14 protein-coding genes are annotated in these 21,883 nt (G+C 71.5%); 9 read left to right on the top strand and 5 right to left on the bottom strand.

The window, feature by feature from the left end; genetic code table 11:
- Positions 1–2,177: 2,177 nt before the first annotated feature.
- A complete protein-coding gene (locus EMA17_RS37680; RefSeq protein WP_126641692.1) occupies positions 2,178–2,828 on the top strand; it encodes a LysE family translocator in 651 nt (216 codons plus the stop codon).
- 92 nt (positions 2,829–2,920) lie between these two features.
- Here EMA17_RS37680 and merB read toward each other — a convergent pair whose 3' ends face one another.
- The 3 genes from merB to EMA17_RS37665 form a co-directional block, all read right to left on the bottom strand.
- Positions 2,921–3,571, bottom strand: a complete 651-nt coding sequence (merB, locus tag EMA17_RS37675) for an organomercurial lyase (protein ID WP_126641691.1) — start codon at positions 3,569–3,571, stop codon at positions 2,921–2,923.
- Positions 3,568–4,548 carry an EamA family transporter RarD gene (gene rarD / locus EMA17_RS37670; protein ID WP_126641690.1) on the bottom strand — a complete coding sequence of 327 codons (981 nt, stop codon included), beginning with the start codon at positions 4,546–4,548 and terminating at the stop codon, positions 3,568–3,570. The genes merB and rarD overlap by 4 nt, the downstream gene beginning before the upstream one ends.
- A gap of 93 nt (positions 4,549–4,641) precedes the next feature.
- Positions 4,642–5,610, bottom strand: a complete 969-nt coding sequence (locus EMA17_RS37665; protein ID WP_246127156.1) for an SDR family NAD(P)-dependent oxidoreductase — start codon at positions 5,608–5,610, stop codon at positions 4,642–4,644.
- Between the two features lie 462 nt (positions 5,611–6,072).
- On the opposite strand from EMA17_RS37665, the gene EMA17_RS37660 reads away from it, so the two are divergent.
- The 4 genes from EMA17_RS37660 to EMA17_RS37650 all read left to right on the top strand — a co-directional run bounded on the left by EMA17_RS37660 (position 6,073) and on the right by EMA17_RS37650 (position 10,514).
- Positions 6,073–6,741: a TetR/AcrR family transcriptional regulator gene (locus EMA17_RS37660; protein WP_126641689.1), complete on the top strand. Its 669-nt coding sequence runs from the start codon at positions 6,073–6,075 to the stop codon at positions 6,739–6,741.
- Between the two features lie 128 nt (positions 6,742–6,869).
- Entirely contained in the window at positions 6,870–7,883 is a 1,014-nt protein-coding gene (locus tag EMA17_RS55600; RefSeq protein WP_307721586.1) for a DUF5753 domain-containing protein, read from the top strand.
- A complete protein-coding gene (locus tag EMA17_RS55850) occupies positions 7,862–7,984 on the top strand; it encodes a DUF397 domain-containing protein (protein WP_307721587.1) in 123 nt (40 codons plus the stop codon). The genes EMA17_RS55600 and EMA17_RS55850 overlap by 22 nt, the downstream gene beginning before the upstream one ends.
- 964 nt (positions 7,985–8,948) lie before the next feature.
- On the top strand, positions 8,949–10,514 hold the full coding sequence (locus tag EMA17_RS37650; protein ID WP_246127155.1) for an ABC transporter substrate-binding protein: 1,566 nt from the start codon (positions 8,949–8,951) through the stop codon (positions 10,512–10,514).
- A gap of 222 nt (positions 10,515–10,736) precedes the next feature.
- Here EMA17_RS37650 and EMA17_RS37645 read toward each other — a convergent pair whose 3' ends face one another.
- Positions 10,737–11,423 carry a PaaI family thioesterase gene (locus tag EMA17_RS37645; RefSeq protein WP_126641686.1) on the bottom strand — a complete coding sequence of 229 codons (687 nt, stop codon included), beginning with the start codon at positions 11,421–11,423 and terminating at the stop codon, positions 10,737–10,739.
- A 167-nt stretch (positions 11,424–11,590) separates the two neighbouring features.
- On the opposite strand from EMA17_RS37645, the gene chsH3 reads away from it, so the two are divergent.
- From chsH3 to EMA17_RS37625, 4 genes are all read left to right on the top strand, one after another.
- Positions 11,591–12,451 carry an enoyl-CoA hydratase ChsH3 gene (gene chsH3, locus EMA17_RS37640; RefSeq protein WP_126641685.1) on the top strand — a complete coding sequence of 287 codons (861 nt, stop codon included), beginning with the start codon at positions 11,591–11,593 and terminating at the stop codon, positions 12,449–12,451.
- 1,409 nt (positions 12,452–13,860) lie between these two features.
- Positions 13,861–14,937: a Zn-dependent alcohol dehydrogenase gene (locus tag EMA17_RS37635; RefSeq protein WP_126641684.1), complete on the top strand. Its 1,077-nt coding sequence runs from the start codon at positions 13,861–13,863 to the stop codon at positions 14,935–14,937.
- Between the two features lie 233 nt (positions 14,938–15,170).
- Positions 15,171–16,100, top strand: a complete 930-nt coding sequence (locus EMA17_RS37630) for a 3-oxoacyl-ACP reductase (protein ID WP_078975047.1) — start codon at positions 15,171–15,173, stop codon at positions 16,098–16,100.
- 119 nt (positions 16,101–16,219) lie between these two features.
- The gene (locus EMA17_RS37625; protein ID WP_126641683.1) at positions 16,220–17,374 is read left to right on the top strand and encodes an Rv3169 family protein; all 1,155 of its coding nucleotides are present in this window, start codon (positions 16,220–16,222) and stop codon (positions 17,372–17,374) included.
- A gap of 12 nt (positions 17,375–17,386) precedes the next feature.
- On the opposite strand, the gene EMA17_RS54665 is transcribed toward EMA17_RS37625, so the two are convergent.
- A complete protein-coding gene (locus tag EMA17_RS54665; protein WP_246127154.1) occupies positions 17,387–19,360 on the bottom strand; it encodes an ATP-binding cassette domain-containing protein in 1,974 nt (657 codons plus the stop codon).
- Between the last annotated feature and the right edge of the window lie 2,523 nt (positions 19,361–21,883).

Raw genomic sequence — 21,883 nt, 5'->3', positions numbered from 1 at the left:
GAGGGGCCTTCCCGAGTGGGTCGGGTGGCTTCGGGGTGCGGTGGGCGTGTGGGGGACGGAGGTTCACAAACCCGGATCGCGTGGGGTGTTGTTGCCTCGGCGTGAGAGAAAAGCACAGGTCAGGGCAGGCGTTGCGCTTGCGGTTGGGGGTGGCCGGTGTGGGGTCCGTCCGAGTCGGTGGTGGGCCGCCGCCAGCGTTCGGGGCTCCGAGACCCGAAGCTCCCGACGAGACGGGCGCGTTGCTTGGTGAAAACCGGCTGGCAACGGGGGCGGAGAGGGCGCTCAAGTCGAGTCCTTCGGGGAGCCTTTCCGAGTGGATCGGGCATCTTGGCGGCGTTTGGGGAGAGGTTGGGGTCCGGAACCGGATCTCGGCGGGTGGTTGTGGGCTCCGGACTTCGGTGACCTGCGGTTTTGCGTGGTCGGGGTGGAAAGTCGGGCGTCGAGTGCCGGTTTCGTGCACTCCGACGCCTTCAACGCCGGTGTGAAGACCAAAACCGCCCGATCGCAGCCGACTTCGGGCACCGCGACCCCACAGAGGCCAGCGAGAAGACCGAAAGCGCCCAGTCGGAGTCGAAACCGGATCCCGAGGCGCCCCAAACAGCCCCACACCTACCCTGACCTGTGCTTTTGTCTCACGCCGAGGCAACAACACCCCACGCGATCCGGGTTTTGTGAACCTCCGTCCCCCACACGCCCACCGCACCCCGAAGCCACCCCACCCACTCGGGAAGGCCCCCCGGCGGACTCGACCCGGCCGCCCTCCTTGCCCGCCGCTGCCGGGCCGGTTTTCGCCGACCAACACGCCCGTCTCGCCAGAAGCTTCGGGCCCCCGAGCCCCGAACGCCGGCGGTCCACGCCACGCCCCGGACCGGCACCGGCCGACTCCCAGCCACGAGCGCAACGCACGCCGGAAACCACCCGACCCACTCGGGAAGGCCCCCGGCAGACTCGATCCGGCCGTCCTCCCTGCCCGCCGCTGCCGGGCTGGTTTTCACCGACCAACGCACCCGTCTCGTCGGGAGCCCCGGGTCTCGGAGCCCCGAACGCCGGCGGCGGCCCGCCCCACGACCCGGACCGGCCCGCACCAGCCGGCCCGCAGCCATGACCGCAACGCCCGTCGGAAACCACCCGACCCATTCGGGAAGGTGCCCCGGCGGTCTCGATCCGGCCGTCCTCCCTGCCCGCCCCAGGACCCGGACCGGCCCCGGTTGGCCCGCAGCCACGAGCGCAACGCACGCCGGAAGGCACCCGACCCATTCGGGAAGGCCCCTCGGCGGACGCGACCCGGCCGTCCTCCCTGCCTGCCGCTGCCGGGCCGGTTTTCGCCGACCAACACGCCTGTCTCGCCAGAAGCCTTAAGTCTCGGAGCCCTGTACACCGGCAGCGGTCCACCACCGACTCGGACCGGCCCCGCAACGGCCACCCCCAGCCAGAAGTGCAACGTGTGCCGGAAGCGCCCGACCCACTCGGGAGGGCCCTCCGGGAACCTGACCCGAGCACCCTTTCTGCCCGCCGCTGCTGGCCGGTTTTTGCCAAGCAACGCACCTATCTCGGCGGGAACCCTTCGTCTCGGAGCCCCGCACGCCGGCGGCGGCCCGCCCCGCATGCCGGACCGGCCCTGCACCGGCACCTCGTGACCGAAAGCGGGCGACGGCGGCCGGAAACAACTCGGTCCACTCGGGAAACCTCGCCGGCGAACCCGACCCGACCGCCGCGCCGACCGGTTGGGGTATCGCGAGGGAGTGTGACGGCGCCCGCGACGGCCCGGGTCGGGGGTCGGGATCGCGGGTCGGGCTTTGAGTGGTTGGCTGTTCGGTCGGATGCGGCTCTGGTGGGGGATGGGCCCGGATCGCCGAGACGTGGGAGCGTTGGCCACCGGTGGTCGAGTTTGTTCGGTGGGTTCGCGGTAATCGGTCGCGCGTGGGTGTGTTTCATCGGCCGGGGGTGCCGACCTGGGTGGTTGTGGACCGTGTTGGGTCGGGTGGCGGCCGGTTTTGATCCGCCGCGTCGAACCGTGGGTCGGGTCGGGCTGCCTCGTGCCGCGTTGTTCTCGTTTGGTGAGTGAACGGCTCGGCTCAGGCTGCGTCGTGACTACGCGTCAGCTTCGGGGGGCGGGGATCGGCGGCGTTCCTGGCACCGCTTGTCCGGGCTGTTGAGTCGGCTGGCAGCATGCCTTCATGGATACCCTCTCCCATCTTGCCTCGTTTGCCCTGGTTGCCGGGCTGTTGACGGTCGTTCCGGGGCCGGATACCGCGATCGTGTTGCGGGCGGCGCTCGTGCGGGGCAATCGGCACGGGTTCGCGACCGCGTTCGGCATAGGGGCCGGGACGCTGGTTTGGGGTGCGGCTGCGGCGGCCGGGGTCTCCGCTGTGTTGACCACGTCCCGGGTTGCCTACACGAGCCTGCGCATTGTCGGTGCCTGCTACCTGCTTTGGCTCGCGTACGGACTGCTGCGTGCCGCGTGGGTGAACCGCTACACCGAGGTCGACGTCGAGGCCGCCTCGGCGGCCGGCGCGAAGCCCGCCCCGGGGTTGTGGTCGGCGTGGGGGCGCGGTGTGCTCACGTCGTTGACCAATCCGAAGGTCGGCGTCTTCTACATGGCGATGATCCCGCAGTTCATTCCCTCCGGTGCTCCGCATCTGGCCTTCGGGATACTGCTCGCCCTCGTCCACGACATCGAGGGCATGGTGTGGTTCGCGGCGATCATCCTCGGTGCGAACAGCCTGCGCGCGAGGCTGCGTCGGCCGCGCTTTCGGCGCGCGCTCGACGCGTCGACCGGTACGGTCATCGCCGGCTTCGGCGTCACGCTCGCGGTGGCCGACAACTGACCGTCGGCCACTCCCCAAGCTCCCCGGCTGCCCGCCGGCCCTCGGGCTTTCGGTCTCGGCCGCGAGGGTGCGCGGCCCGGTGTGCGCAGGTGTCACAGGCCCCAGAACCGGCCATGGAGGCCCACCGAGGTGAAGTATGTGGCCGCCGATGCCGGGTCTCGGCGTTCGTAGCCTCGGTGCAGGCGGCCCTCGTACCAGTGTTCGGCCAGGTGCCACAGCTTGGTGAGGTCGAGGACGTAGCCTCGGGTCTGGCCGGTGCGGGCGAGCCAGTGGTCCACGCAGCCCTCGTTACAGAACAGTCGCTGGTTGCCGCACGCGTGCACCACGTCGTCCCACAACATCGTGATCGGGACCAGGAAGTGCGCCACCTCGTCGCCCTTCGGCGGCTCGTCGATGCCCACGTTCCAGGCCAGTGCCCCGTCACACCCCGGACATCGGGTCGCGACCAGCACCTCCTCGCCCACCAGGTGCGGTACGGCGAAGGAATCCCAAGCGCAGCCGCCCCACCACAGCGTGTGCCGGCCCATCACCGAGAAGCCCAGCGGCACCGCGCTGAACGGATGCGCCATCACGATCGCGTCGTCGCGCAGCACGATGTGGCGCTGCTCGTGCAGGGCCCGCAGCCCCGCACGCACGGTCGGCTCCGATACGCCCAGCGTCGCCGCCAACTCCGCGTCGGAGGGCGCCCGCCCGGTGTCGGCGAAGCCTCGGTAGACGGCCAGCCGCAACTGTTCGACGCTCACGAGGCCGCCTCCCGCTCCGGTGCGGCCGAGACCGGCAGGTCCAGGGGCTCCACGGCGACCGGGGCCTCGGCCGCCCGCGCGGTGGGCGGAACGGCGACCCGCTCGCGCCTGGACTGGCGGATCGCGTCGAAGGTGAGTATCACGAGGGCGATCCACACCAGACCGAAGCCCGCCCACCGGGCGGCCGGCATCGGCTCGTGGTTGACCGCCACGCCGATTCCGAACTGGATGATCGGTGCCAGGTATTGCAGCATGCCGATCGAACTGAGCGGCACCGAGTTGGCCGCCACCGCGAAGAACAGCAGCGGGATCACGGTGATCACCCCCGCGCCCATCAGCATCAGGGCCTGCGGCGCCCCCTCGTGCCCGAACGTGCCCTCGCCGCTCCAGGCCAGCCAGGTCAGGTAGCCGAGCGCGGGCAGGAACATCACCGCGGTCTCGACGGCCAGCGAGTGGGTCGCGGGGAGGTTCATCCGCTTCTTGACGTAGCCGTAGGTGGCGAACGACGCGGCCAGCGTGAGCGCGATCCACGGGACCCGGCCGTAGGCCACGATCAGGACCACCACAGCCGCGACCCCCAGCGCCACCGCGGCCCACTGAATCCTGCGCAGGCGCTCGCCGAGGACCACCACACCGATGCCGATCAGTACCAGCGGCGTGATGAAGTAGCCCAGCGAGGTCTCCACGACCTGGTCGTGATTGACGCCGTAGATGTAGGTGCCCCAGTTGATCGAGATCATCACCGCGGCCACCGTCACGGTGATCAACTTGCCCGGGGTGCGGGCCAATTCGCGAATCCACGACCACTGCCGGAGCACCGCGAGCAGGACCAGCATGCACAGCAGCGACCAGGCCATCCGATGGGCCAGGATCTCGACCGGGCCCGCAGGCTTCAGATGTGGCCAGAAGAGGGGAAAGAGGCCCCACATGACGTAGGCCGCCATGCCCAACAGCAAACCGCGACGTTCTGCACCCATGGTGCCGACCGTACTGGCCGAGTGGCCTGCCGTCAGGAGCCAATTCCGAAGAGGTGGACCAGCGGCCACCGCGCCGGTGGCCGATTCGAGGCCTCAGTCGCCCTCGCGGCTCAGCTCCTCCCACCGGGCCACCTCCTCCCGGCGGGCCCGGTCGAGCTCGGCGATCATGTCGTAGGCCGCGCCGCCCAGGACGATCCGACGCGGCGGCTCGGCCATGTCGACCACGCGCAACAACAGGGCGGCCGCCTTCGCCGGGTCGGCGTCCTTCGACTCCCCCCACATTTTGGCCAGTTCGGCGCGCAGGGGCGCGTACACCTCGTTCTCGGTCGTCAGGGTCAGGCCCAGGGTGAACAGCGTGGTCTCGTAGCCACCGGGCTGGACCAGGGTCACCTTCACCCCGAAGCTCGCCGCCTCCATGGCCAGCGCACCGGACATGTTGTCGAGGGCGCCCTTGCTCGCGCTGTAGAGACCGGTGGCGGCGAAGCCCGCGGTCGAGCCCATCGAGCTGATCTGCACGATGTGGCCCGAACCCTGCTCGCGCAGGTAGGGGAGTACGGCCTGGCTCACCCACAGGGCGCCGAAGAAGTTGACGTCGAAGTGGGCGCGGACCTGGGCCTCCGTCACCTCCTCGACCATGCCGATCAGGCCGGCACCCGCGTTGTTGACCACGACGTCGAGCCGCCCGAAGGCCGCCACGGCACGTGCCACGCCGTGGAACACCGCGTCGCGGTCGGTGACGTCGAGGGTCAGAAGCCGCAGGCGACCCTCGTACGCGGCGACCAGGTCGGCCAGCGGAGTGACATCCCGCGCGGCGCCGACGACCCGGTCACCGGCGGCCAGCGCGGCTTGGGCGAAGGCACGACCCAGACCGCGGGAGGCACCGGTGATGAACCAGACACGAGGGTCGCGGGGGGTAGCGGCGGAGGTCGCTCGGGTGGCGGTGCCGGTGGTGGTGGGTGCGGTGGGGAGTGCGGTGGTGGTCATGCGCGTGCTCTCTTCCAGGTGACTGGGGTCGGTGGGGTCGGCCTGGGCGGGTGATGTGGATCCTGTGGCTGTCGTCATCGGGTTCACCTCGGTCGGTAGCCGGAAGGGGTCGCCGTGCGACGACCGTTCCGAAGGGTTTGGGGGACGCCGACGTGCCGAGCGGGGCGAAGCCGTGGCCGCGGCGACAGGATCGGCCGGGCGACCTTGACGGCATTGGCGGCACTCGCCGCGATCTCGGCGGCCCCGGCGGTGACCAGCGGAGTCGGGCCACCTGCGGTCCGCGCGTCGAGGGCCGAGAACGTGTCGGCGGCCGGGCGGCCAAGGGGTGCGGCGGTGAGCGGGGTGCGGAACATCGGTGACAACTCCTCGATTCGTGAGACGAGACGTTGCGTCTCGCTATCTGCCTTCGAAGCATTCACCTTCGGCGATCGAATGTCAAGACGAGACGGTTCGTCTCGCTTCGATGTGTCAAGCATGCGCCATCGAGGATCACAAGTCAAGACGAGACGTATCGTCTCGCTCTTGCGCTACAGTGGACGCATGACCATCGACAACAGCAGCGACCGCAGCGGCCACGGCACCCAGAGCACCGATGCCGAGAGTGCGCGCGCGGCGGACCGGTCCGTCGGCAGACCGAATCCGTCCCGGCGCAGTGAGCAGTCCCGTCGGGCGATCCTGACCGCCGCCCGCGAACTGGTCTCCGAACTGGGCTTCGCCAAGCTCTCCATCGAGGCGATCGCCGCGCGCGCGGGTGTCGGAAAGCAGACCATCTATCGCTGGTGGGGCTCGAAGGGTGAGGTCGTCTTCGAGGCGTTTCTCGCCCTGAGCGATCCGGGGGAGGGCATCGTGCTGCCCGACTCGGGGGATCTGGAGACGGACCTCAAATACCTGATGCGCGAGACCGTCGCGGAGTTCGCCGACCCCGCCTTCGAAGGCCCGGTCCGCGCCCTCAACGCCGAGATCATCAACGACCCCAAGCTGGCCAGGCTCTACCACGAAAAAATGGCCGCCCCCGTGGACGAGGCCAAAAAGGAACGCCTGCGCAGCGCCCAACGCGCCGGCCAACTGGCCCCCGACCTGGATCTCGACCTGGCCCTGGAACTCCTCTACGCACCTCTGTACCAACGCTGGCTACTCCGCAGCGGCCCCCTGACCCCCGAATACGCCGACAGCCTGGTCGACCTGACCCTCAGGGGCCTCCGGCCCTGACACGCCGACGGCGGCGTGCGCATCGATCGACCGCGCTCGCCATCCTTCGCCAGAGCAATACATCGAGATTCGGCCAAATAAGCCGATGGAGGTTGTTACCGTGTCTTGGTGGCCATCTTGGGAGCGCCGTGAAGCGCTCGATCAAGCCCGGCAACCCGATGTTCGTCGCTGCCCGGCATCTACGAAAGTGGTACTCACAGCAGGCGTTCGCAGATGCGTACGACCGTGTGGCGCGTGCGGAGGGCATCAAGATCTCCATCTCCGCACGTCAGGTCCGCCGCTGGGAGTCGGCCGATCCGCCTTGGCCGCACCCCGACGCGCGCCGTGTGCTGACCGCGATGTTCGGACTGTCGCTGGAGGAACTGGGCTTCCGAGCGCCGTACGATCTGGCCGCCGTCGAGCGAGCCGCACTGAGTCCGCGTGACACGAGTGGCACGGAACGGGAGGACGACGAGGGTTGGCGCAACCTCCTGGACGACATCCCGGAGCGCTTGGGGCAGCTGATCCGGCTGGAGAGGGATGCGATCTCGCTGTGGTCCTACGAGACGTTGATGATCCCCGGATTGCTTCAGTCACCCACGTACGCGTTGTCGGCGGCTCAGATGCGCAATCCCACGATTCCCAGTTCGGCCGCCTATGAACGGATGTGCATCCGGATGCAGCGGTCGGAACGGTTGATGCGTTCCGGCCGGCCCGCTTCGTTCATCGTGTCCGAGGCGGCTCTGCACCAGCCGATCGGTGGACTCGCGGTACTCGCCGAACAGATGGGACACCTCCTGGCGCTTGCTTCGGAGAACCCCCAGGTGTCGATTCAGGTGCTCCCGCTCGACGCGGCCTTCGTGGTGCCGTCGCCGTGCCTGCTCCTCGAGATGTCGCCCGGCCGGATGGTCGCGTGGCTGGAACAACTGACCGGCTCTGTGCTGGTGGAATCCCCCGATGATGTGATGTCCTTCCGGGCAGTCTTCGAGCGCTTGTCCACAACGGCTCTGCCGTCCGTGGCAACGCTCGAACGCATCGACGAGCGGAGACGAGCACTATGCACGGCGGCCGAGGTGGCAGTGCACCAGGCTGGCGCACCTCTTCGTACACGGACACCGACAATTGTGTCGAAGTCGCGACCCTGGGAGCCGTTGTCGGAGTGAGGGACAGCAAGGTCGTCGACTCCCCGGTGCTGGCCCTGCATCCGGTGGCGTGGGTAGGTCTGGTGGAGCGTGCCGGCTCGCGCGCCGGGACGGTTGGCTGAACGCCCGCCGATAGGAGTCTGGTTCCGGAAGTCGAGGTGCGCCCGCGTCGATGTCGCACATCGCGGTCACCCAGGTGGTGACCGTGGCGTAGGACGCACCCGGTGCCTGTGCGGTGGGCGTCGTCGAGCGAGTCCGCGGCATCGGCGGCGTGTCGGTGACGAGGACGCCGCCGCCCGGCAGCGGCAGGGGGCCGGACGACGTGGCACCCCTGTCCCACCGCTTGGTGAGGCGGTGGGACAGGCTGCGGTATTCCCCGCGACGGGCGAGCCGCCGGAGTCGCCCGACGCGCATCCGGTGACGAGGAGGGCCACCGTCAGTCCGGTCCCCGCCACACCCCGCTTCGATATGTGTTTCCGGACAAAGGGGGTGCCGCCGCGCCGGCCCCGCTCGGGTCGGGACGACCCGCACGCCGGAGCGGTATTCGTCGGCACGTCGAAACGGGTCCCATGTACGCCGTCGGGGATGTGGGGCGACCGGCTTGGCTCGGCCCCGGCCACGTTCCGCGCGCAAGCCGAGCCGGCATCGCGCTCCGCCCCCCGCCCGGCTCCCGTGCACACCCATGGGCGATGGTTTGTCCGTCTTCCGCCCTGCGAGCGTCAGGAATCGCATGGCCCGCTTTGGGGGTTGGGCCTCGCTCGGGGGCCGTGTGGTGTATTCGTCGAGGGCCGGATCGGGGTCCGCGGTGAACGACGGCGGGGTGTTTTCGGTCGGTCACCGGCAGGGACGGGTTGTGCTCCGGGCCCAGGGTCCATGATTACTGACGGAGCGTCACATCGGGTGGTGGAAATTGGGGATTGGGGGTGCGGTACCGTCACGGACGGTGCCGAATTGTTATTTGACGGCCCGTCAGATTTCTCCTTACCGTGGCCGTACATCCACGTCTGGATCAAGGAAACGACGCCACCCCGCTCCCGGGACGGCGTGCCTTGTGCTTCCCGAACGCAGGAGCGTCCCGTGCGAACCGTGAACTCCACACCCTTCTCAACCCGCCTGCTGCGCCGATCCGGCGTGGTCGCGGGACTCGTCGGCCTGACGCTCGGCGCCACCGCCTGCGGCGGCGACGACGACGCCGGCAGCGGAGCCTCCGGCTCGATGACGGTGCTCATCACCCAGGAGGCCAAGGGCATCGACCCGGTCATGACCACGGTCTCCTCCCTCACCGGCGGCAACCAGGCCGCGGCCGTGTTCGACATGCTCTTCTGGATCAACCCCAAGACCGGCAAGGCCGAACCGCAGATCGCGGAGAGCGCGACCGCCGCCGAGGGCAACTCGGTGTGGACGATCAAGCTCAAGCCGAACGTGAAGTTCTCCGACGGCACCGCCCTGGACGCCGAGGCGGTCAAGTTCAACTGGGAGCGGCACGCCGATCCCGCGAACCGGTCGGTACAGTTCACCGCCGTCAAGGGGATGAAGTTCGAGGCGGTCGACGGGCTGACCGTCAAGGTCACGCTGCCCGCGCCGAACGCCCACTTCGACCTCGTCGTGGCGCACAACCTCGCGTTCATCGGATCGCCCACGGCGATCCGGTCCGACCCGAAGCTGTTCGCGCAAAAGCCGGTCGGCGCAGGCCCGTTCAAGCTCAAGTCCTGGATGCGCGACTCGCAGCTGACGCTGGAGCGCAACAATTCCTACTGGGGCCAGGGCAAGCCCGCGCTCAAGGAGTTGATCTTCAAGCCGGTGATGGACCAGAAGCAGCGGCTGGCCGCGCTGTCCTCCGGCCAGGCCCAGCTGATGACCACCGCGCACTTCCCGTCCACCGAACAGGCCCGCAAGGACGGCATGACGGTCACGCTCGACCCCAAGAGCGGCGGCTTCATGACCATGTTCGACACGTCCAAGCCGCCGTTCAACGACCCGCGCGCACGTCGCGCGTTCGCGTTGATCATGAACCCGGACGACCGCAACCAGACGATCCAGGGCTCGCCCGGCCAGACCCTCAAGGGCCTGTTCCAGCCCGCGTCGCCGTTCGCGAACCCGGAGGCCGTGTACGCGACCAACAACCGGGTCGAGGCGCAGAAGCTGCTCGACGAACTGGCCACCGAGGGCAAGTCGTTGAACTTCACGTACACCACCAACAGCAGCGCCAGCGCGCGGCTGACCGCCGAGTACTGGCTCACCCAGATCGGCAACATGAAGAACATCACGATGAAGACCGAATTCCTCGAGGGGGCGGCCTACATCCAGAAGGTGATGATCAACAACGACTTCCAGGCCTCGGAGTTCGTGATCACCTTCGACGAACCGGAGCCGGTGCTCTACAACTTCACCCACTCGAAGGGGTCGGAGAACCGCACCAAGTGGAACAACCCCACGGTGGACAAGGCGCTCGACGACGCCCGCAACAGTGACGACCCGGCGGTGCGCAAGGCCGCCTACCAGACGGTCCAGGCCGAGATCGTCAAGGACGTCCCGTTCTTCGCCTACGAGAAGTCCTTCGCCGCCGCGGTGCAGGGGAAGAGCGCCAAGATCGACGGCCTGTCGCTGTTCGAGGACGGCCTGATCCTGTTCGACCGGATCGCGCTGAAGTAGCCCGCCCACGGCGACCGGGCGCGCGGGCGCCCGGGGCGACGGCGGGATGAGGGCGGGATGAGCCGGGCGTCGGGGGCGTACGAGGTGTACGCCCCCGACGCCCGGCTCGCGTGATCGGCCGCCCGGCGACCGGGCCCGCCTCGGGCCCGGGTGGGCCGTACGGCCCGCGCGCGGCCCGCGCCGACCCCGCTCCGGCCTCGGCGCCCTCGGGCCCGCCCCGTCTCAGGCCTTGGCCGCCCGGATGAACAACGCCTCCGCGTCCGCCACCAGTTCGCCCCCGGCGTACGAGCGCGCGGTGACCCACGCCTTGCGGCCCTCGACCCGGGTGACGCCCGCCTCGTAGTCGATCCGCGTGTACAGCGGCGTCGCCCGCCGCATCCGCACGGTCAGCGACACGGTCATCCCGAGCGCTCCCGCCCCGGACTGGGCGCAGCCCATCACCTCGTCGAACGCCGCCGCCACGATGCCGCCGTGCACCCGCCCGTACGGGCCCTCGAACGCGGCGCCGAACGTCGCGTGCGCCCGCACCAGCGGACCGTCGCCGGTGATCGACATCGGCGGGGCGATCGGGTTCGCGGCGCCGATGAACGGGCTGCGCTCGTGCAGGGCCAGGTCGCGGGAGGTCGGTGTGCGCTCGCCCACACGGGTCAATGAGGCGATGCGATCCGCCAAATCTGATACATCGTCAGCTACGCTTTCGAGCATGGCCTCGGCGTCGTGCGGGTCGACCGTCTTCACCGCTTCGATCAGGCGGCGGGTCGCCTCGGCCAGGCGGTGTCGGGCCGCGCGGCCCGCGCTGTCGGGGTCCGGGCGCGGCGTCCAGGTCAGCCGCAATTCGCGCAGTACGTCGGCCGGTACGGGCGGCGGCTCGGCGGCGGCGTCCGCGGCTTCGGGGGCGGCGGCGGTCATGACGGCTCCCGGGGTGACGTGATCCCGGCCGCAGCCGGGCGAATGGCCGATCATTGCATGTAAAAAGAACGAGTTCTAGTTTTGGGCGGGTGGCGCGGCCCGGGCGGGCGGTGCCATCGCAGTCCCGAGTCACCGGTCATCATCACAGCCACACCAGAGGAGACACCATGCCGATCGACGCCGCGAAGGCCACCGGAGCAGAGCCCCGCACGGGTGAGATCGCCTGGTCGAACAAGGACGTGATCCTCTACCACCTGGGCCTGGGCGCCGGCACGCCCGCCACCGGCGCGGACGAGTTGCGCTACACGTACGAGAAGAACCTGCATGTGCTGCCGACGTTCGCGACGGTGGCCGGCACCAAGGTCGGCGGCAGCCTCTCCTCGCTGCCCGGCATCGACATCAACCTGCGCGCGGTGCTGCACGGCGGCCAGGAGATCGTGGTGCACAACCCGCTGCCGGCCAAGGCCAAGGGCGTCAAGGCGACCAGCCGGGTGGCCGACGTGTTCGACAAGGGCAAGGCCGCGGTGATCGTGCTCGAATCGTCGGCCGAACTCGAGGACGGCACCAAGCTGTACGACTCCCGCGCGGAGATCTTCGTCCGGGGCGAGGGCGGCTTCGGCGGCGAGCGCGGGCCGGCGACGAAGATCGACGTGCCGGAGCGCCCGGCCGACCACACGATCGATGTGGCCACCGGTGCCGACCAGGCGCTCCTGTACCGCCTGTCCGGCGACTGGAACCCGCTGCACGCCGACCCGGACTTCGCCAAGGCGGCCGGCTTCGACACGCCGATCCTGCACGGCCTGTGCTCGTACGGGCTGACCCTGAAGGCCGTCGTGGACAACGTCCTGGGCGGCGACGTCTCGCGGGTCAAGCGCTACCGCACCAAGTTCGCGGGCATCTTCTTCCCCGGCGAGACGATGCGGGTCCGGGTCTGGGAGGAGGACGGCAAGCTGCTGATCAACACCTGCGCCGTCGAGCGCGACGAGGCGATCGTGCTGTCCGACACGGTGGTGGAGTACAGCGCCTGACGGCACGCCCCGAGACCGCCCGGGCCGGGGCACCCCGACCCGGGCCGGGCGGTTCCGAACGGCCCACCCCCGACGCCGCCGAAGACCCCGCCCGCCGGACGCACCCGCGGAGGTCGCCCGTGTCGGGCACGCCGGCGGGGACCGCCCCCGCTGGCATGCCCGCGAACTCGCCCGCAGCGGGCGCGCCTGCGAGGCCGTCTGCGCCGGGCATGCCTGTGGAGGTCGTCCGTGTCGGGTATGCCTGCGAGGTCGTCCGCGCCCGGCGCGCCGGCGAGGTCGCCCGCAGTGGGCGCGCCTGCGAGGTCGTCCACGCCCGGCATGCCCGCGAGGTCGCCCGCAGTAGGCGCGCCTGCGAGGTCGCCCGTGTCGGGTATGCCTGCGAGGTCGTCCGCGCCCGGCGCGCCGGCGAGGTCGCTCGCAGTGGGCGCGCCTGCGAGGTCGTCCACGCCCGGCATGCCTGCGAGGTCGTCCACGCCCGGCATGCCCGCGAGGTCGCCCGCAGTGGGCGCGCCTGCGAGGCCGTTCGTGTCGGGTACGCCTGCGGGGCCGTCCGTGTCGGGTATGCCTGCGAGGCCGTCCACGCCCGGCATGCCCGTGCGGTTGCCCGTGGTGGGCATGCCTGCTGCGTTGTCCGTGGCAGGCGCACCTAGTGAGGTCGCCTGTGTCGGGCGTGCCTTTGGGGCCGGTTGTGTGCGGTGCGTCCGTGCGGACGCCACGGCAGGTGCGTCTGCCGCCTCCGTCGCCCCGACGGCCGTGCGGTGGTTGGAGGTGTGGGTGGTTGCTGCTGTGGTTGGCGTTGGTCGCCACCTGGTTCCGGGGTGCCCGAGTAGCCATGGCTTGCGACGGTGTTGCCCGTCCCCGGTGTTCGGCGGGCGTGGCGCTGCGGCGGGGTAGGTGCGCCCGGCTCCCGAGCGCCGCTTCGTGTGGGTCCGCCTGGCGTGCCGTCGCCGAACCGTCGCCGGTCGCGTGCCGGTTGAACCGCCACCGGTCGGGACCTCACCGCTCGTCGCGCCGCTGCCTTCGAGTCACCCGCGTCGCGCCCGCCTTGGCCGCACTCGCGCCGGCGCCCGCGTCGTCCTTCGTCACACGATTCGCGCCGCACAGGTGCGCTCTCCGTCGCGCGCCCCGCGTTGCCCTCGCTGCTTGCTTCGCGCCTCCGGCGGACCGCGCCGCCCCGGCCGCCGCTCCGTCACGGTCCTCGGTCGCGTGCGGGGCGGCGCGCCCCATACCCCGCTCGGCTCCGTGTGATGTGACCTACAGCCGTGAGCGCTCGTTGGAGGAGCTCCACGCCTTTCGTCCCGCAGCGGGGGCGGATACCTTGACTGTGTCATTGGTCTTGAGTCAAAACGAGAACACGTTATAGTTCTTGACCGGGCCAAGTATTGGTGCGGGAAAAACGAGGAGCCCCCATGCGCGCAGCGGTTCTGCACGAGACCGGCCAGGACAAGCTCGACGTTCGTGACGACGTCGAGGCGGTGGGCATGGGCCCGGGGCGCGTGCGGGTCAAGCTGCACGCGACCGGCGTGTGCCACTCGGACCTGTCCGCGATGACCGGGGTCCTGCCCCAGCCCGCGCCGTTCGTACCCGGCCACGAGGGCGCCGGCGAGGTGGTCGAGGTCGGCGACGGCGTGAGCAGCGTCGCGGTCGGCGACCGGGTCATCATCTGCTGGGCGCCGCCGTGTGGCGTCTGCAACTACTGCCGCGGCGGCCAGTCCAACCTGTGCCTGGCCGGGTTCATGAACGCCGGCAACCAGAACTTCACCTTCGGCGGCACCCCGTCGTACGGGTTCACCGGCACCGGCACCTTCGCCGAGGAGGTCGTCGTCGCCGCGCCGTGCGCGGTCAAGGTCGCCGACGACGTGCCCTACGAGATCGCGGCGCTGATCGGCTGCGGCGTCACCACCGGTGTCGGCGCGGTGTTCAACAGCGCGCGGATCGAGCCGGGCGCGTCCTGCGCGGTGATCGGCGCCGGCGGCGTCGGCATCGCGGTGATCCAGGGCCTGCGCGCGGCCGGCGCCGCCGAGATCGTGGCGATCGACCCGGCCGAGTCCAAGCACGTGTGGGCGAAGAAGTTCGGCGCCACGCACGCGATCACCCCGGACCAGGCCGCGGACGCCAAGCGCGACCTCACCGCCGGTCAGGGCTTCGACTACGTCTTCGAGGTGGTCGGCAAGTCGTTCACCGCCCGCAGCGCGTACGAGCTCACCCGCCGCGGCGGCGACGTGATCATCGTCGGCGCGGGTGCGATGGACGACAACGTCTCGTTCAACATGTTCGAGCTGTTCTTCGACCAGAAGCGCATCATCGGCAGCATCTACGGCGGCGGCGACATCGTCTCCGAGTACGCCCGGATCACCAAGCTGTGGCGCGCCGGTCGGCTCGACCTGGAGGCGATGATCACCCACCGCCTCACCCTCGCCAACATCAACGACGCGTTCGACCTGATGAAGAGCGGCGAGTCGATCCGCACCATCGTCAGCCTCTGACAAACGGCGCCGAACGGCACCGAACGGCGCCGAACCGCATCGAACGGCAGCCGGCGGCACCACGCAACAACACCGAGCAGCACCCGGCAGCACCCGGCAGCACCCACAAGCCCACAACAAGCGGCGCCGCAGCCCGCCCATCCGACGCAACGGGTGGGCGGGTGGGCAGACCATTGCCCGAGCCAACCCACACGCGACCGCGGCAAAGCCACCGACCCCACGGGAGAATCCGCATGACCACGTCGCTGGATGGCAAGGTCGCCGTAGTCACCGGCGCCGGTCGTGGCCTCGGCCGCGCCGAAGCCCTCGAACTCGCGAAGCAGGGCGCGGCCGTCGTGATCAACGACTTCGCCCCCGAAGGCAGCCCGAACCCCGCCGACGACGTCGTGGCCGAGATCGTCGCGGCCGGCGGCAAGGCGGCCGCCCACCGCGGCGACGTCTCCGACTTCGACGCGGCCGGCAAGCTGATACAGCTCGCGATCGACACCTTCGGCTCGATCGACATCGTGGTCAACAACGCGGGCATCCTGCGCGACCGGATGATCTTCTCGATGACGGAGCAGGAGTGGGACTCGGTCCTGGCGGTGCACGCCAAGGGCCACTTCAACACCACCCACCACGCCTCGAAGTACTGGCGGGAGAAGTCCAAGGCGACCGGCGGCGCGGTGTACGCGCGGGTGATCAACACCGCGTCCGAGGCGTGGCTGGCCGGTTCGGCCGGGCAGCCGAACTACGCCGCCGCCAAGTCGGCGATCGTCGGCCTGACCATGTCCACGGCCAATGCGTTGGTCAAGTACGGCGTCCGGGCCAACGTGATCTGCCCGCGGGCGCGTACGAGCATGACCACGCACGTGTTCGGGGAGAGTGCGGGCGCGCTGGCCGAGGGCGAGCTGGACCCGCTGGCGCCCGAGCACGTCGCACCGCTGGTCGCGTACCTGGCCAGCCCGGCCGCCGAACAGGTCACCGGGCAGGCGTTCGTGGTGCACGGCGGCTTTGTCGCGGTGATCGAACGCCCCACCCTCCAGGCCAAGTTCGACTCCAAGCAGGCCACCTTCACGCCGGAGGAGCTGGACCAGGTCCTCTCCGCGCACTACGCCGACCGCAAGCTCGGTGCCGGCTACACCGCGGACGACCTGCTGTTCCTCAAGCGCGACCCGCGCTGACTCCGAAGCGCGGGGTCGGAGGTGACGAAATCACCTCCGGCCCCGCCTTTCGCCCGCACCGTTGACACGTGTCGTCCGCGAGGGGTCGCCTCTCGGGCCGCACCGAGAAGGGGTTCCCCGTGCTGACCTCCGCCGACGACTTCCCGATCCACCAGACCCCCGAGCCGGTGGCCACACCCGCCACCTCGGACCGCAACGCCTACGACCGCTACTGGTTCAACGGCTACGACCGCGACGGCGGGTTCTACTTCGCCGCCTCGCACGGCCTGTACCCGAACCGGTTCGTCGCCGACGCGCACTTCACGATCGGGATCGACGGCGTCCAGCACAGCCTGCACGCGTCCCGGCGGGCGCCGCTGGACCGATTCGACCTCACCGTCGGCCCGTTCGGCATCGAGGTACGCACCCCGCTGAAGGTGCTGCGCCTGTACGTCGAGCCGAACGAGCACGGCCTCGGCTGCGACCTGACGTTCACCGCGCGCGCCGCGGCGATCGAGGAGGAGCGCACCACCACCCGCAACGGGCACCACGTGATCATGGACTCGACCCGGCTGACCCAGCTCGGCGTCTGGTCGGGCACCATCACGCTCCCCGGCGGTCGGGTCCTGGAGATCGACCCGGCGACCACGCTCGGCACCCGTGACCGCTCGTGGGGCGTACGCCCGGTCGGGGAGCGCGAGGAGGGCGCGCCCAAGCCGTTCAATCCGATCCTGTGGTTGTGGACGCCGATCCACTGGGCCGACGAGGTCAGCCTGTGGGCCTCGTTCGAGCGCGCCGACGGGCGGATGTACCACGTCGACGGCAAGCGGGTGGCGGCCACGCCGCTGGGCGCGGCCCCGGACCCGGCGGCCGTACCGCTGCCCGAGGACGAGCCCGCGTTCGCCGAGCTGACACCGCGACGGCACGCGCTCACGTGGGTGCCGGGCACACGGCGGATCCAGGGCGGCGAGTTCCACATGACGGACGAGAACGGGGAGCCGTTCGCGTACCGGATCGAGCCGATCGGCGCCCGCGGACTGCTCGCCGGGCTCGGCTATCTGCATCCGGAGTGGGGGCACGGGGTCTGGCAGGGCGAGCTGAAGATCGGTTACGAGAGCTGGGAGTTGGACAAGGTGGACCCGCTCCGGTTCGACCGCCAGCACCAGCAGCAGGTGATTCGGGTGACCGAACTGACCGGCGCGGGACGGGTCGGGGTCGGCGTCGTCGAGCAGCTGTTCTTCGGGCCGCATGTGCCGTACGGCTTCAAGGAGATCCTCGACGGGTACGCGGGCTGACCCGTTCGCGACTCAGGTCCGGTGCCGTGCGCCCTCCGCGATCCTGGTCGGCTTCTCGAACCAGCCGCCTGCGTCGGCGGGTCGGTGCTCCCACGCGCCGACCAGGTCGCGGTACAGCGGTGCGCGGGCGAGCAGTTCGTGGTGGGTGCCCGGGATCGGCCGGTTTCCGTCCATGAGCAGGACGCGGTCCGCGCGGCGAGCCGAGTCGATCCGGTGCGCGATCACCACCAGGGCGCCCGCACGCGTCGCGAACGCGGCCTCGGCCAGCGCCTCGGCGGGCGGATCCAGGTGGCACGTGGCCTCGTCGAGGATGACGAAGCGGGCGGGGGAGAGGTACGTCCGGGCCAGTGCGATGAGTTGACGCTCGCCGGCGGACAGGGTGCCCGGGTCGGCGAGGTGGGCCGCGTAGCCGCCGAGCCGGGCGACCAGTTCGGCGGCACCGACCAGGCGCACCGCGCGGTCCAGGTCGGCCCGGGCCACTTCGGGGTCGAGGTAGCTCAGGTTCTCGTGGACGGAACCGGCGAAGACGTACGCCTCCTGTGGGACCACCACGATCGTGTTCCGCAGCGTGGCCTCCGGGTGCGCGGCGAGTGGCCGGCCGGCCAGCGAGACGGCGCCCTGATCGGGCGTCAGCAGGCCGGCGAGCAGCGCCGCGAGGGTGGACTTGCCGATCCCGCTGGGGCCGACGACGGCCAGGTGCGAACCGGCGTCGACGGATATCGACAGGTCGCGCACCACCGGTTCGGCGAACGGGCCGTAGCCGAAGGTGACGCGGTCGAGCACGAGGGGGCCCGGGTCGGCGGTGGCGGGGCGGGGTGCCGGGAGTCGGGCCCGGGCCGCCGCGCTCGGAGCCTCCGGAACGGGAGCCTCCGGAACGGGAGTCGCCGTGTCGGGGACTGTCGCCGGTTCCGGGTCCGCCGCGCCCGCCTGGGCCAACCGCCCGGCCACCACGAGCAGTTCCAGCAACCAGCCGCCCACGGTCGCGGTCGCGGCGCGTACGGCGGGCTCCAGGTGCTGGGCCAGATAGAGCGCGGCGCCCGCCACCTCGCCGGTGCTCAACATGCCCTCGCGGACCAGCCACGGGGCCGCGACCAGCACGGCCAACAGCGGGAGTCGACCGCCGAGCGCGACCACGAGCAGGCGTACGGAGGAGGCGCGCGCGAGCAGCCTGGTCGCGCGCGCCTGGGCGTCGGCGGCGGCGCCGATCTCGGCGGCCACCCGCTCCTGGGCACCGCAGGCCACCACGTCCCGGAGACCGGCCACGGTGTGGGCGGTACGGATCGCGATGCGCTCGTCGGCGAGTACGAGTGTGCGCCGTCGCCTGGCCAGCGGGGGCAGCAGTCGGACGAACAACCAGGTCGCGAGGGCGAGCGGGATCAGCACGAGCGGGAGCAACACGGGTGCGAGGAGGGCGAGTCCGAGCAGGGCGGCGACGATGGTCACGCCGAGCTGGCGCAGCGTGCGCAGCAGCGAGGCGGTCAGATTGCGGCAACTCTCCACCTGCTCGGTGAGCCGGGCCACCGCGGCGTCCGCGTCCCGGCCCGCGTCCGGCCGCCCCGACGTCGCGTCGAGCACCGCCGAGGTCACCACCCGCCGGACCAGGGTGTCCCGGAACGGCTCCACCACGTCCGCCAGATGCGGGAACATCGCATAGGTGGCGGCGGCCCGAATCAGCATCGCCAACGCGAGTACGCCCAGGAGCACGAACCCCACGCCGAGCCGCCCGACCAGGAACCCGTGATCGAGCGCGGCGGCCAGCAGCGCGCCCGACAACAACGCCGGCACCCCCTCGGCCACCGACCACCCCAGGACCCGCCCCAACGCCGCCCGCCGCTCCCGCAACGCCCGGACCAACAACTCCCGACCGGCCCGCAGTCCGCCACCGTAGGGCCCGGCACTGTGCCGCCTCCGCCGCTCGGGAGCGGGCGCGCCTCGGGGCGGTGTCGGCGCCGCGTCCTCGGCGCCGGGTCCTGACGCTCGCGGCACGGCGGCCCGGGGCGTTGCCGCGTCGGGCGCGGCCGTGTCACCGCCCGCTTCGCTCGGATCAGGCGATGCCGGGCCGGGGTCCCGGCTCGACCGGCCGCGGCCGTGCGCGTTCGGCCGGTTCGGCGCGGGGTGGGCGAGTGGCCGCGCATCTCCTTCGTCGCGAACGCCGCCCGACGGATCGAGAGCGTCGGCCGCAGCGGACCCGGGCCTGGTGAGGGGGGCATCCGGCGGCGGGGAAAATGGGGCCGAGCCGGTATCGGGTGGCGAGGCGTGGGATCGATCTTCGGGAAGTGCGCCGCGCGCGAGCGTGTTTCGGATGCCGCGCACCGATCGTTCGCGCGGCTTGCGGCGTCGGCCGCCGCTTCGTCGGGCGGGTGTCGGGCGGTCGGCGTCCTCGGCCCGGGCCGGATCCGGGGCGGGGGCACGGCCCACGCGCCGATGACGACGGGGTCGGCGCGCGAGGGCATCGGGCGGGAGCGGCTGCGCCGAGCCGGTCGCGGCTTCGTCTCCCGGGGAGGCGGCTCGGGGCCCACGTTCGGTCGGATGCGAGTGACGTGGGCCCGGGTCCGCGTCGACCTCACCGCCAACGGAGCCGGCCTCGGCCGAGTCCGCGGCCCGCGGCGGCGGGGCCGGTATTTCGCCCGCCGGCTTCGACCCCCGAACCCGGCGGCGCCGTCCCGGACGAACCTTGCCCGTTCCCCCCGCACCCGCTTCCGCATCGGTCGCCCGGTCCGGAAGCCCCACCTCCGCCCGCTGCCACCGCCCTTCCGCTCCACCCAGGCCCGAGATCCGCCGCCGCCGTCCCCCATCGGCCGAGTCGTCCGGGCCGACCGGGGGAGGTACCGCCGACACCGGCTCGTCGTCCGGGCCCAACCCCGGTGCGACCGGCTCCGCTTGCCGCTGCACACCCCGGGCACGCCGCCGGCTGCCCCCGCCGGGCTCCGGCGCCGCGTCACCGCGCACGAGGTCCTCACCCGAGGCCGAAGCGCCCGCCCGGACTTCCACCGAACCCCCCTGCGACCCCGTGCGCGAGATACGGCGGCGGCCTGTCTCGGGCGTTCGTGCCGTGTCGTCTCGGGTGGAGTCCAGGCCCGGGTTCGGGGCGGATGCCGGGTCTTCCTCGATGGCCGCCTGCTTCCGGCGGGGGCCTGTGCGCGGCCTGTACCAGTGGCGGCGTGCCTCGGGCGTTCGTGCCGTGTCGTCTCGGGAGGGGACCACGCCCGGGTTCGAGACGGATGCCGGGTCTTCCTCGCCTGCTGTCGGCTCTCGGCGCCGGCCTGCGACGGGGGTGCCTGCCGTGCCGCCTTGCGTGGAGGTCGCATCCGGATGTGAGCCGGATGCCGGGCCTTCCTCCGCTGCCGCCGGCTCCCGGCGTCGGCCCATGCCCGGGATCCGTCGGCGGCGTCGCGCGTCGGGTCGTTGCGCCGGGTCGGCCGGCGTGGGCTTCGCTTCGGAGGCCGAGCCGTCCTCGTGGCTCGGCTCGGGTACCGCTGCCGCCTGTCGGCCGTCGGCCCGCCGGTGGTCGAGTGGAACTTCCCGGCCGGTACGCGGGGAGTCCCCGGCCGGCGTCGGGCAGACCGCCGAGCCGTTCGTGGCCGACTCGCGTGCCGGTTCGGGGCCTCGGTCGGGCCGTCGGCCGATGTACGGGATCCGCCGCCGACCGTCCCCGTTCGGTGGGTTCCGTACGTCGGCCCGCGCGGGGGCAGGGCCCGACCCCGAGGCGGCCGGTGCGTCGTCGGTGCCGGGGTTCGGTGCCGCCGCCTCCCGTCGTCGGCCGGTGCGCACGATTCGCCACCTGGCTCCGCCCGTCGGTGCTGCCTCGGTTTCGTCCGGCCCGGGCTCCTCGCCGGCGTCTCGACGCGGCGCCGCAGCGCGATGTGGGCGGCCGAGGCGGGGTGTTCGACGGTGGCCCGGATGGTCGGGTGATTCGTCCGGGTCGACGCGGATCGAGGTCTGGGCGATATTCGGCGTGGTGCCCGACCACACCACCAGGCGGCGGGCGGATCGGGTCTCCGTGGCCCGGGGCGGCTCGCGGTCGCCCTCGTCGGGGGCGGAGGCGCGCTCGGCCGACTCGGTGGGGAGGCTGCCCAGGTCCCAGATCGGGATCACCACCCGTCGGCGGCGTTCGGCCTCGTCGTGATCGTCGGGTCGTCGGTCGTCGTCCGTCATCCGGCTTCCCCCTTCGGTCCCGGCCGGTTCGCCGGATTCCGTCCTGTCGTCGGCGGCATTCGGCGCCGGGCGCGCGGCGCTCGTGCGTGGGTCGACCATCCGCGTCGCGTGCACGGACACCGCCGAACACCAGGCCCACTCCCGACTCCGCCCCCCGACCGAGCCCTCACCCCAGGGCCCGATCGCGTCCCGAGCCCGGGACCCGCCGGCGGTCGTCGCGGGGGCGTCGACCTCGGGCCCGGTCGTGGTGTGGGCTCCGGTCCGGTCACCCGCCCCGGATTCGACCCCGGCGTCGGGCCCGCCCCAAGACCTCGGCGGAGCCCCCGTCCATGTCTCGCCCCAGGGCCCGATCGT

The organism is Embleya hyalina (assembly GCF_003967355.1).
GTDB classification, from domain to species: domain Bacteria; phylum Actinomycetota; class Actinomycetes; order Streptomycetales; family Streptomycetaceae; genus Embleya; species Embleya hyalina.
Note: the sequence above shows the minus strand (reverse complement) of the source record. Positions and strands in the feature narration are given on the sequence as shown.